The organism is Ancylobacter sp. WKF20, assembly GCF_029760895.1.
GTDB lineage: Bacteria > Pseudomonadota > Alphaproteobacteria > Rhizobiales > Xanthobacteraceae > Ancylobacter.
Genome location: NZ_CP121679.1, coordinates 185,405 through 197,190 on the forward strand (window position 1 = coordinate 185,405; position 11,786 = coordinate 197,190).

8 protein-coding genes are annotated in these 11,786 nt (G+C 68.0%); 6 read left to right on the forward strand and 2 right to left on the reverse strand.

Annotated features, from left to right (window positions below; translation table 11 throughout):
• Positions 1–21 precede the first annotated feature (21 nt).
• Positions 22–1,062, reverse strand: coding sequence for a beta-ribofuranosylaminobenzene 5'-phosphate synthase family protein (locus tag AncyloWKF20_RS00910; RefSeq protein WP_279316104.1), 1,041 nt, complete (start codon positions 1,060–1,062; stop codon positions 22–24).
• Between the two features lie 191 nt (positions 1,063–1,253).
• Between AncyloWKF20_RS00910 and AncyloWKF20_RS00915 the strand changes: the two genes are divergently transcribed.
• The 5 genes from AncyloWKF20_RS00915 (at position 1,254) to AncyloWKF20_RS00935 (ending at position 6,832) form a co-directional block, all read left to right on the forward strand.
• Complete coding sequence (locus tag AncyloWKF20_RS00915) at positions 1,254–1,634, forward strand: 4a-hydroxytetrahydrobiopterin dehydratase (protein WP_279316105.1); 381 nt, start codon at positions 1,254–1,256, stop codon at positions 1,632–1,634.
• 17 nt (positions 1,635–1,651) lie between these two features.
• Positions 1,652–2,896 carry a formylmethanofuran dehydrogenase gene (locus AncyloWKF20_RS00920; protein WP_279316106.1) on the forward strand — a complete coding sequence of 415 codons (1,245 nt, stop codon included), beginning with the start codon at positions 1,652–1,654 and terminating at the stop codon, positions 2,894–2,896.
• Positions 2,897–4,564: a formylmethanofuran dehydrogenase subunit A gene (locus tag AncyloWKF20_RS00925; RefSeq protein WP_279316107.1), complete on the forward strand. Its 1,668-nt coding sequence runs from the start codon at positions 2,897–2,899 to the stop codon at positions 4,562–4,564.
• Positions 4,565–5,111: 547 nt separating this feature from the next.
• Positions 5,112–6,038: a formylmethanofuran--tetrahydromethanopterin N-formyltransferase gene (gene fhcD / locus AncyloWKF20_RS00930; protein ID WP_279316108.1), complete on the forward strand. Its 927-nt coding sequence runs from the start codon at positions 5,112–5,114 to the stop codon at positions 6,036–6,038.
• Positions 6,035–6,832 carry a formylmethanofuran dehydrogenase subunit C gene (locus tag AncyloWKF20_RS00935; RefSeq protein ID WP_279316109.1) on the forward strand — a complete coding sequence of 266 codons (798 nt, stop codon included), beginning with the start codon at positions 6,035–6,037 and terminating at the stop codon, positions 6,830–6,832. The genes fhcD and AncyloWKF20_RS00935 overlap by 4 nt, the downstream gene beginning before the upstream one ends.
• A gap of 87 nt (positions 6,833–6,919) precedes the next feature.
• Here AncyloWKF20_RS00935 and mgtE read toward each other — a convergent pair whose 3' ends face one another.
• On the reverse strand, positions 6,920–8,338 hold the full coding sequence (gene mgtE, locus AncyloWKF20_RS00940) for a magnesium transporter (RefSeq protein ID WP_279316110.1): 1,419 nt from the start codon (positions 8,336–8,338) through the stop codon (positions 6,920–6,922).
• A 650-nt stretch (positions 8,339–8,988) separates the two neighbouring features.
• On the opposite strand from mgtE, the gene AncyloWKF20_RS00945 reads away from it, so the two are divergent.
• Positions 8,989–11,778, forward strand: coding sequence for an autotransporter domain-containing protein (locus tag AncyloWKF20_RS00945; protein WP_279316111.1), 2,790 nt, complete (start codon positions 8,989–8,991; stop codon positions 11,776–11,778).
• Positions 11,779–11,786 lie beyond the last annotated feature (8 nt).

The following is an 11,786-nucleotide window of genomic DNA, read 5'->3' on the forward strand; positions in this document are numbered from 1 at the left end:
GGCCCTAAGCCAAAGCCGTCGCTAGCGCTGCTCGACGCAGGCAAGCCATTCGATCCGTGCGCCGGCATTGCTGCCGCGTACACAGTCGAAAGCCAGAGCGGGCCGGTCGCCGAAAAGCGCGCGGGCCTCGCTGATCACCTGGTCCGCCTCTTCCGGGCTGCCGAGAATGGCAAAACCGGTGGGGCCCCAGGAACTCTGGCCGAGCCCGCGCAGACCGCGCGTCTCCAGCCAGTCCATCACCTCGGCGACGGCCGTGCTTGTATAGCGGCCACCTTGGGCGTCCGCATAGTGGTCGCCGAGGAGTCGTTGCATTTCGCCGATTGCGGCGGCGAAATAATCCACATCCGCTTCCGCCAGCGCCGGCAGTGCCACCATCACGGCAAGCCGCGCCATGTGGCTCGCCAGCGTGTCGGCGAAGGGCGGAAGATTGTCCATCGCCGAGACTTCGGCAGCGCCGCTAAGCCCCTGATGGGCGTTGTCATATACCAGCAGAATGCGCCAGTGATCGGGGAAGGGCAGGCGCGAGAGGATGGGCGGCGGCGCGTCGGAGCCGCGCTTCTTGCCGCCGTCCAGGATCACCCCGCCCTCGGTAAAGGCGCCGATGCCGATGGCCGAACGCGCCCCGCGACCCAAAGCCGCGCCGATCTCGCGGGGAGAGAGCGTCAGGTCGTTCAGCAGGCACAGACCGGTCGCCACGGCGATGCCGAGCTGGGTTCCCGAGCCGAGGCCCGAATGCGGCGGCAACGCTGATTCCACCGTGATTTCAACGGCTTTGTCGATCTGAAAACGCTGCGCCGCCCTCTCCGCCGCCGCCAAGGCGCGGCCCGCATCGGGGCCGGAGGCGGTCAGTGCGGCGCTTTTGCGCATCCGCACGATGGTCGAGGGGCGGTCGAGGGTGATGCCGAGGCTGCCGAAGCGGCGGCCGAGGGTGCCGGCGAGGTCGATGAAGCCGAGGTGCAGGCGTCCGGGCGCGGTGATGCGCACCACGTTCAGGCCGTCCTCCTGGCGCGCCGTCGGCGATTGGCGTGTTGTTTTGTTCACCGGCGTTTCCTCGTGCTGCATCGTAAGGCTCCCGTGGCACGCAGGACAAGCGCCACTGTGACCCTGTTGAACGCCTGCCGCGCGGATTTGCTGCCGATCTGGCGACAATTGTCCGCGAGTTGGGGTTTGCCGGGCGCCCCCGCCACGTGCTACCGAATCGTTAAAAGCTGCCCGCGACAGAACGGGTGGACCTGCCAGGAGGACGCCGGCGCATGGCCGTTGATCCCAAAAAAACCTTTACCTCCAAAGAGGTAGAGGATCGTCTCGCGATCGATCTGCCGCACTGGAAGCTCCAGGACGGGTGGATCCGGCGTACCTATCGCACCTCCAGCTGGAAGGGGACGCTGATGGTCATCAACGCCGTTGGCCATCTGGCGGAGGCGGCTTGGCACCATCCGGATATCACGGCGTCCTATGCCTGGGTGGAGGTGCGGCTGATGTCGCACGATGCCAAGGGCATCACCGAGCGCGATTTCCAGCTCGCCAAGAAGATCGAGGAGGTGGTCTCCTGGCAGCCCGCCCTTGAGCCCGGCAGCGCGCTGGAAGGCACGCCGCGCGGCGATCTGCGCTTCTCCTACATCAAATACGATTGACAGATCAGGTAGTTACCATGGCCGAGGTGCAGACGTTCGAGAATGTGGCCTGCGGCTTCTGCGGGCTCGGCTGCGATGATCTGACCCTCGAGGTGGAGGGCCGCGCCGTCCGCGCCAAGGCCGGGCCCAGCGGCGCCATCTGCCCCGAAGCGGCCCGGCTTTTCCGGCGTCTGGATACCGCCGAACCGGTGGCGCGTGTGGCCGGTGAGGTGACCAGTCAGGCCGATGTGTACAGAGAGGCGCACCGCATCCTCGCCGGCGCCACCGCCCCGGTGATTGCCGGCTTCGGCACCGACATGGCTGGGGCCGGCGCCCTGGTCGATCTCGCCATCCGCTTCGGTGGGGTGCTCGACCATCACGCCTCGCAGGGGCTGTTCCGCAACTATGCGGCGGTGCAGCGCACCGGCTGGCTCTCCACCACGCTCGCCGAGGTCCGCAACCATTGCGACCTGCTGGTCGTGGTGGGCGACGACCCGACCGCGAACTGGAGCCGGCTGTTCGAGAAGTTCTACCCGGCCACCCCGCTCTTCGCGACCGGGGAGCGGCGGGTGGTGTTCCTCGGCGGCTCCCCGTCGGAGAAGGCCCGCCGGCAGCTCGAAGGCATCACGATCTCGGAGCTTGCCGGCGATCCGGTCGAGGTGCTGGAGGCGCTCGCCCTTCTGGTGTCCGGGCGCACCCCGCCGGTGGCCGCCAGCGGCAGCCTGCCGCTCGCCGAGCTGGCGGCGCTGGCCGAGGCGCTGCGCGCCTCGAAATACGCCGTGGTGACGTGGAACGCGGGGGCGCTCGATGATGGCGACCTTGTCGCCGAGCGCGCCACCGCGCTGGTCGACGCGCTGAACGTGACCACCCGCGCCGGCGTGTTCCCGTTGGGCGGCGTCGACAACATCGTCGGCGTGAACCAGCTGCTGCTGTGGCGGCTCGGCTACCCGCTGCGCACGCTGGTGCGCGGGCAGGGCAGCGCCCATGACGGCACGCTCTATTCCACGCAGGCCGCCCTTCGGGATGCCGACGTGCTGGTCTGGGTCTCGGCCTTCCGGCCGGAGCCGCCGCCCGATTTTTCCGGCAAGGTGATCGCCCTTGCCCATCCCGATACGATTTTCCAGACAGAACCTGATGTTGTCATCCCTGTGGGCACGCCCGGCGTCGACCATGCCGGCACCGTGTTCCGCATGGATTCCATCGTAAGCCTGCCGCTCGGCGCCTTGCGCGTCGCGACGCTCCCCAGCGTTGCCGAGGCTGTGCGTCGCCTAGCGGAGGGGTAGATGAGACTGAGGCTGAAGGGCGGGCGTGTGCTCGACCCGGCCAATGGCGAGAACGGCGTCGTCAGCGGTGCCGTGCGCGATATCGAGATCGAGGACGGCCGCATCATTGCCGCCACCGATCAGAAGGCGGATGCCGAATACGATCTCGCCGGCGACGTGGTGATGGCGGGCGGCATCGACCTGCACAGCCACATTGCCGGCGGCAAGATGAACCTTGCCCGCCTGTTGATGCAGGAGGACCGCAAGGCCTTCCCCGAAATGCCCGGCAATTTCTGCGGCTGCGGCGGCGGACGGGCGGCCCCCACCGCCCATGCCACCGGCTGCCGCTATGCGGAGCTCGGCTACACCACGGTGTTCGAGCCGGCCATGGTCGGCGCCAATGCGCGCGGCGCGCATCTGGAAATGGCGGATATCCCCAATCTCGACACCGGCGCCTATCTGGTGCTCGGCAATGACGATTTCTTTCTGCGCCTGCTCGCCGCCGGCGCGCATCAGGAAACCGTCAACGCCTATGTCGGCTGGATGATCGAGGCGACGCAGGCCTTCGCCATCAAGATCGTCAATCCCGGCGGCATCAACGCCTTCAAGTTCAACGCCCGCAAGATGGAGCTGGACGAGGCGAACCCGCATTATGGCGTCACCCCGCGCAAGGTGCTGACGACGCTGATCCGGGCCGTGACGGAACTCGGCCTGCCGCACCCGATCCATCTGCATGGCTGCAATCTCGGCGTGCCCGGCAATGACGAGACGACGCTCGCCACCATCCGCGCGGCGGAGGGGCGGCGGCTGCACCTCACCCATCTGCAGTTCCATTCCTATGGCACGGAGGGCGACAAGCGCTTCTCCTCCTCGGCGGCGCGCATTGCCGAACTGGTCAACGCCAACCCGAACATCTCGGTCGATGTCGGGCAGGTGATGTTCGGCCAGACGGTGACGGCCTCGGCCGACTACATGTCGCAATACCGCAACCGCGCCATAGCCAGCCCGAACAAGTCCATCGGCATGGACATCGAGCTGGACGCCGCCTGCGGCGTGGTGCCGTTCGAGTACAAGGACAAGTCCTTCGTCAACGCGCTGCAATGGGCGATCGGGCTGGAGCTGTTCCTGCTGGTGGAAGACCCCTGGCGGATTTTCCTCACCACCGATCACCCCAATGGCGGGCCCTTCACCACATACCCGCATCTGATCCGCCTGCTGATGGACCGCGATTTCCGCAACGCCCAGCTCGCGACGCTGAACAAGGCGGCGCAGAAGCACACGATGCTGGCAGAGATCACGAGGCAATATTCGCTGGAGGAGATCGCCATCCTCACCCGCGCCGCGCCCGCGCGCATTCTCGGCCTCACCGACAAGGGCCATCTCGGCCCCGGCGCGGTGGCCGACATCGCCGTCCACCGCGAGGACAGCGACCGCGAGGCGATGTTCTCGACCACCCGCATGGTGTTCAAGAATGGCCGGCTGATCGTGAAGGACGGCGTGGTGGTGGAGCTGGCGCAAGGCACCACCCATGTCGCCCGCCCGACCTTCGACCGCGCCATCGAGACCGACATGAAGCGCTGGTTCGACGAGTCGGTGGGCCTGAAAGCGCAGCATTTCCGCATCAGTGACGGCGAGCTGCGAAACGGCGCCGGCCCGACCATCCTCACCTGCGAGCGGGGGGAGGGGTGATGGCTCACGACATGATGTTCGCTGCGTCGCCCTTCTTCACCACTCCCCGGTGGGGATCGGCGACAGAGTCTCTCCTGGGCCCCGGATCATCGCTGCACCATGTGCAGCTCGTCCGGGGAACGGGTCTCAGCATTGACGCCACGTGTCCCGGCCCAGCGACGCCGAAGGCGGAGCGCCGAACCGGGATCCAGGGAAAAAGCCGCCGCAGGCGTCCCTATCTCCCGATGGTCGAGCGCATGTTCAGCCGTCATGGCCGGGCTTGGCCCGGCCATCCACGCCTTTCGACGGCGCATGGGTCGGCGGCCAAGACGTGGATCCCCGGATCAAGTCCGGGGATGACGGTGCTTTGGCGGCTCACGGGTGCTTTCTCCTTCACCTCTCCCCGACGGGGAGAGGTCGGCGTGCAGCGCCGGGTGAGGGGGCTCGCGCTCGCCGCTCTGGCGCGTCGCTGCCCCTCACCCCACCCCTCTCCCCGACGGGGAGAGGGAGTTTGTCGCGCGGCCTTTGGTGGGCGTCCGTGCCTCGTGACCATGCCGGAGGGCGCGCGATGATCCTCAATGGCGTCGAGATCCGCGATACCTTCGCGGAAGCCTTTCCGATGGTGGGCACGCGGCTCATCGTCACCGCCGACACGCCGGACTGGGCGATGACGGCCGGGCGCGTCACCACGGGTTTTGCCACTTCCGTCATCGGCTGCGGCTGCGAGGCCGGGATCGAGCGCGTGCTGGCGCCCGAAGAGACGCCGGACGGGCGTCCGGGCGTGGCGCTCCTCATCTTCGCGATGGATTTTGGCTCGCTGAAGAAGGTCGTGCCACTGCGCCTCGGCCAGTGCGTGCTGACCTGCCCGACGACCGCCTGCTATGCCGGCGTCGAGGGCGGCAAGCGCGTGCCGCTGGCCAAGACGATCCGCTATTTCGGCGATGGCCACCAGATCTCCAAGAAGCTCGCGGGCAAGCGCTTCTGGCGCGTGCCGGTGATGGAGGGCGAGTTCGTCTGCGACGAGGACACGGGTTCCGTGGAGGGCGTGGGCGGCGGCAATTTCCTCATCCTCGCCCGCTCGCGCGGGCAGGCGCTGCACGCTGCCGAGCAGGCGGTGGCGGCGATGGGGACGGTGCCCGGCATCATCCTGCCGTTCCCGGGCGGCGTGGTGCGCTCGGGCTCCAAGGTCGGCTCGAAATATAAGGGCATGTTCGCCTCCACCAACGACGCCTATTGCCCGACGCTGCGCGGCGCCGTGCCGAGCCAGCTCTCCCCGGAGGTCGGCTCGGTGATGGAGATCGTCATTGACGGGGTGAGCTTCGAGGCGGTGGCCGAGGCGACGCGCGTCGGCATCGAGGCGGTTTGCGCGGTCGGTGCGGAAGGCGGCGTGCTGGCGATCGACGCCGGCAATTATGGCGGCAATCTCGGGCCGTTCCACTTCAAGCTGCGCGAGATCATGAGCGCGGGAGCGGGCAGCGCGGGAGGCGTGGCATGAGCGGCGTATCATTGAAGCCGCGCGCGGCCTTCGAGGCGCGGGTGGACCTGGCGGGGCTGACCCCGGCGCTCGCCTGCGCCACCTCGCTGCGCGAGCTGGAGCACCATTCGATCCCCTATGGCGCGAAGGCCGTGCCGATGGGCGAGCTGTTCTTTATCGAGGGCGCGCCGGAGGGCGTGCTGCTGGTCGAGATCGGCGATGAGCGGCTGGACGGTGTCGGCGCCGGCATGAGCGGAGGCGAGCTGATCGTCGATGGCCGCGTCGGCGCCTGGGCGGGCTTCGGCATGTCCGGCGGCATGCTGCGTATCTCCGGCGAGGCCGGGGACTTTCTCGGCGCGGAAATGTCCGGTGGGCGGATCGAGCTTGCCGGCAATGCCGGAGCGCACGCCGGCGGGGCCTCCTCCGGCTCGCGGCGCGGCATGTCGGACGGCGTGTTGAAGATCGCCGGTTCCGTGGGGCCGCGCGCGGGCGCCCGTCAGCGTGGCGGGCTGATCCTGATCGGCGGCGATGCCGCCGAGGGGCTGGCCACCGGCATGATCGCCGGCACGGTCAGCGTCGCCGGATCGGTCGGCCCGCTCGCCGGGCGCGGCATGAAGCGCGGCACGCTGCTGGTCAGCGCGCTGCCCGATTTGCCGGCCGGCTTTGCCGACACCGGCACGCACGACCTCGTCGCGCTGCGCCTGCTGGCCCGGCGCGTGCCGGACCTTGCCGGCGTGCTCAAGGATGTCACCCAAGCCCGCCGCCTCGTCGGCGACACGCTGATGGGCGGGCAGGGCGAGGTGCTGGTGGTCTAGCCGCCTATCGTCATCCCGGACGGCCCGAAGGCCGATCCGGGATCGCGTGCCAAGACGGCTGACGATCCCGGCTCGACGTTGTTCCTTCTAAAGCAACGTTCCGTGCAGGATGACCAAAGCGACGGTGAAGTAGATCACCAGCCCGGTCACATCGACGAAGGTGGCGACGAAGGGCGCGGAGGCGCTCGCCGGGTCGAAGCCGAGGCGGCGCAGGACGAAGGGCAGCATCGAACCGGTGAGCGAGCCGAAGGTGACGATGGCCACCAGCGCCGCGCCGACCGTCGCCGCCACCAGCACCCAGTGCTCGCCATAATCATGGAAGCCGGCGATCTGCCAGATGGCGATGCGGGTCATGCCGAGCGCGGCGAGAATGGAGCCGAGCGCGAGGCCCGAGGGCAATTCGCGCAGGGCGACGCGCCACCAGTCCTTCACCTTGATCTCGCCCAGCGCCAGCGCGCGGATGATCAGCGAGGTCGCCTGCGAGCCCGAATTGCCGCCCGAGCTCATGATGAGCGGGATGAACAGGGTCAGCACGATGGCGCGTTCCAGCTCGTCCTCGAAATGCTGCATGGCGTTGGCGGTCAGCATCTCGCCGAGGAACAGGATGGAGAGCCAGCCGGCGCGCTTCTTCAGCATGGCGAGGAAGCCCATCTCCATATAGGGCTCGTCCAGCGCCTCCATGCCGCCGAATTTCTGCACGTCCTCGGTGTTCTCCTCGATGATCGCGTCGATCATGTCGTCGACGGTGACGATGCCGAGCACATGGTCGTGCCCGTCCACCACCGGCACGGCGAGCAGGTCGTATTTCGAGATCAGCTTGGCCACTTCCTCGCGGTCGGTGAGCGGGGAGGTGGTGATCGGGTCGTGGCGCGGGGCGACCGAGAGGATCGGGTCTTCCGGCGCGCCGGTGATGAGACGGCGCAGCGTCACCGCCTTGAGCAAGGCCTGGCTGTCGGGGTCGAGCACATAGATGGCGTAGATGGTCTCGCGCGTGCGCTCGATCTCGCGCAGATGGGCGAGCGTGCGCCCCACCGTCCAGTCGGCCGGCACGGTGACGAATTCGGTGGTCATCAGCCCGCCGGCGCTGTGCTCGGGATAGGCGAGCAGCCGGTTCAGCTCGGCCTGCGTCTCGGCCGGCAGATGAGCGAACAGATGCGAGCGCGCCGGCTCCTCCATCCAGCGGAACAGGTCGGCGGCGCGGTCGGCGGACATGTCGGTGAGCAGGCGCACCGCCTCCTCGACCGGCAGCGCCTCGATCAGCTCGCTGGAGAGGTCGAAATCCGGCAGGTCGAGAATCTCGACCTGTTTCTCGCGCGGCAGGCTCGCCAGCACGGCGGAGGCGGTGTGAGGCTCTTCCTCGTCCAGCGCCTCGGCGATGTCGGCGGGGTGCTCCTCGGCGAGCTCGGCAGCCAGTTCCGCGGCAAGGCTGCCGGCGGCGTCCACGAATTCATCATCGCGGCGGGCATCGTCGCGGCGGTCATCCGCCGGGTTACGGATATCGTCCATCTTGGCTCTCTTTCCGACGTCCGGTCACCGGAGGTGGACGCAGAGAGCCGTGCCCTAACAGGGCCGCGGTCGGCTCAGAGCGCCGGCCGCCGGCGGCCGGACAATCGACTGGGACTGTCGCTGGGCATGGGTAAGGGGTTCCGATTGCGCCGCCGTGACGGGCGGCGCGGGGCAGATGGACCCGCGCGGACGGGAAGTCAAGCGGGGAGGATGCGACGGAGCGGCTGAGCTCCGCGAGGAGGGCGCGCAGGGGCTGTTGCGCGCGTGCAACCCGACGATTTTTTTCTCGGGAAGAAACACGACGTCATCGCGAGCGAGTCGTTATGACGGCAAAGCTGGCTTATCATACCTCTGGGTGTCAGCTTCCGGGTCCCGGAGCCGCAGCGCGAATGCCGCACACACCTTCGCTCATAGCCGTTGTAATCGCGAAACGTAGGTGCTGGGGGCACATGCGCATGATGCATTTGGTTCTGAACGGGCAGGCACCGCGGCGCGCGGAAACACCGTTGTCCCGATCACGTATCGTGGCGCGGCACCGATCATCGGCCCTGCGGTCCACGTCAGTGCGCAGGCTAGGCGAACTCGGGGCGCTGGGCTTGATGGCAGCGGTCCTGCTGCTCCCGGCAAAGGCCCTCGCGGAGGCGTCCGTCGTGTCGTTTGGGGCCGTCACCCGGGGCGCTGTTCAGGTCAATTCTGTCTCGCAGGGCGGGTTCACCACGCTGAACGACTATGCCAGCTTCAAGGATCAGACCTTCACTTTGCCGGCGTCGACGACGCTTACGGGGCAGCTGAGCTGGTTCGGTGCCATCATCCCCGGCAACCAGATTGCCGAGGACGCGAGCCATAACGGCGCCTCGCCCCTCGTCTACAGCTTTGTGCTCCCCTCTCTTGTCGATGGCGTCGCGGGGTTCACCACCTACGAGGTGGACAAGATCGGCGTCTTGAAGATTACGACGACCGACAACTCGGTGAAATTCAGCACAACCTTGTACGGAACGACCGCGGACGGTGAACAGATCACCTCCACGATATCGGGTGTTCTGGCCGCGCCGAGCGCCGAGTCTCTGGGGATTGTCAGCACGAGCTTTGCGGTCCGGTTCAGCGATGTCCTCATCACCGGCAAGGAAACCAGCCTTGTCATCCTCAGCGAGCAGCCCATCGCTCAGGGGTTCACCTTTGATTACGCGGTCAACGGCAGTGCGACAGCGGGCGAAGGCGCGCTCGTTGTTCCCGCCGTGCTCTACGACGCGGACCCTACCGCCCCCGGCAGCGTCATCATCACCAACTCGGCTGATCCCGGTGAGGGCAACGGGACGATCCTGTTCGGGCTCGACCAGCTCTACACCGGCGGGACGACGATCAATGCCGGCGCGACGCTTCAGCTCGGCAATGGCGGCACCAGCGGCTCGGTGCTCGGCGACATCACCGATAATGGCACGCTGGCTTTCAACCGCTCGGATGAGGTGACCTATGCCGGCGTCATCTCCGGCACGGGCGCGCTGGTGCAGGCGGGCACGGGCACGCTGATCCTCACCGGCGCCAGCACCTTCACCGGCGGCGCCAGCGTCACCGCCGGCACGCTGCAGATCGGCGATGGCGGCACCTCGGGGAGTCTGGCCACCGACATCGCGGTGGCGAGCGGCGCGACGCTGGCCTTCAACCGGGCCGACGAGGCCAGCTTCGGCTACGCCATCTCCGGCACCGGCGCGCTGGTGAAGGCCGGCGCGGGCGAACTGGAGCTGACCGGCGACAATTCCGGCTTCACCGGCACGACCACGGTGAGTGAGGGTCTTCTGTCGGTGAATGGCACGCTCGGCGGGTCCGTCACTGTCGCGGAGGGCGGCACGCTCGGCGGCAGCGGCACCACGGGCGCGGTCACGGTGCTGGCCGGCGGCACGCTGGCGCCGGGCAATTCCATCGGCACGCTCACCATCAATGGCGACGTCACCTTTGAGCCCGGCTCGACCTATCAGATTGAACTGGACAATGCCGGCAATAGCGACGGCATCAGCACGACCGGGCGCATCACCGTCAATGGCGCGACGCTGAATCTCGTCACGCTCGACCCGCTGGTCAGCTACGCCTCGGGCGTCACCTACACTATTCTGGAAGCGGCCGGCGGGGTCACCGGCTCCTTCAGCCAGGTGACGTCGTCCTCGATCTTCCTGAATGTGGAGGAGGATTCCACGGCGGTGGCGCTTTCCGTCGTGGTCAGCATCCCGCAGGAGACCTTCACCAGCGTCGCGGTGACGCCGAACCAGATCGCCACCTCGGCGGCGCTGGGCACGCTGCCGCAGACGGGGGCGTCGCTCGCGCTGTACAACTCGGTGCTGTTCCTCACCTCGGCCAGCGAGGCGCAGTGGGCCTATGACCAGCTCTCCGGCGAGGTGCATGCCTCGACGCAGAGCCTGTTCATGGAACAGTCCTCGCTCATTCGCGGCGCGCTGAATGATCGCCTGCGGGCGGCGCAGGGCGGTGTCGGGGCCTCCGCCGGCACGGTGGTCAATGTGGTCGAGACGTCCTCGGGGGCGCTAGCCTATGCCGCGCCCTCGCCCGTCAAGGTGGCGGCGGATCTCAGCATCCCCGTGAAGGCGGCGCCCGCCGTCGCGCCGGTGGAACGCTTCGCTTTGTGGTCGACCGCCTTCGGCAATTGGGGCGACATGGACGGCAACTCGAACGCCGCCGGCGTCTCCGATTCCACCGGCGGCTTCCTGATCGGCGCCGATACGCTGGTCGGCGACGGCTGGCGCCTCGGCGTGGCCGGTGGCTACAGCTACACCGATTTCTCGATCTCGGGCCGCAACTCCTCCGGCTCGAGCGACAACTGGCATATCGGCCTTTACGGCGGCAACGAATGGGGCCCGCTCGCGCTGCGCACCGGCCTAGCCTATACGTGGCAGGACATCTCGACCAACCGTAGCGTCGCCTTCACCGGCTACACGGACAGCCTGTCGGCCGATTATGACGCCGGCACGGTGCAGGCCTTCGGCGAACTCGGCTACCGCATCGACGCGGCCGGCATCGCCTTCGAGCCCTTCGCCAACCTCTCCTATGTCAGCCTGCACCAGGACGGCTACAGGGAAGAGGGCGGCGCGGCGGCCTTGACGGGCGATTCCCAGACCATGGACACGACCTTCACCACGCTGGGCGTGCGCCTTGCCAAGGAGATCGCCTTCGGCTCGACGGCGGCGACGCTGCGCGGCGCGCTGGGCTGGCGCCATGCCTTCGGCGACATCGACCCGACGGTGACGCAGGCCTTTGCGGGCTCGGACGCCTTCACCGTCACCGGCGCGCCGATCGCCGAGGACGCGGCGGTGGTCGAGGCCGGGCTCGACGTTCTGATCAGCGCCACCGCGACGCTGGGCATCGCCTATACCGGCCAGTATGGCGACGGCGTCAGCGAGAACGGCTTCAACGCAAGGCTGAGCGTGCGGTTCTGAGCGTCAGG

Bases quoted from the DNA above. Each gene is read 5' to 3' on its own strand.
- AncyloWKF20_RS00910 (WP_279316104.1), bottom strand. From the start codon at position 1,062: ATGCAGCACGAGGAAACGCCGGTGAACAAAACAACACGCCAATCGCCG.
- mgtE (WP_279316110.1), bottom strand. From the start codon at position 8,338: ATGGACGATATCCGTAACCCGGCGGATGACCGCCGCGACGATGCCCGC.
- AncyloWKF20_RS00935 (WP_279316109.1), top strand. From the start codon at position 6,035: ATGAGCGGCGTATCATTGAAGCCGCGCGCGGCCTTCGAGGCGCGGGTG.
- AncyloWKF20_RS00920 (WP_279316106.1), top strand. From the start codon at position 1,652: ATGGCCGAGGTGCAGACGTTCGAGAATGTGGCCTGCGGCTTCTGCGGG.
- AncyloWKF20_RS00915 (WP_279316105.1), top strand. From the start codon at position 1,254: ATGGCCGTTGATCCCAAAAAAACCTTTACCTCCAAAGAGGTAGAGGAT.
- fhcD (WP_279316108.1), top strand. From the start codon at position 5,112: ATGATCCTCAATGGCGTCGAGATCCGCGATACCTTCGCGGAAGCCTTT.
- AncyloWKF20_RS00925 (WP_279316107.1), top strand. From the start codon at position 2,897: ATGAGACTGAGGCTGAAGGGCGGGCGTGTGCTCGACCCGGCCAATGGC.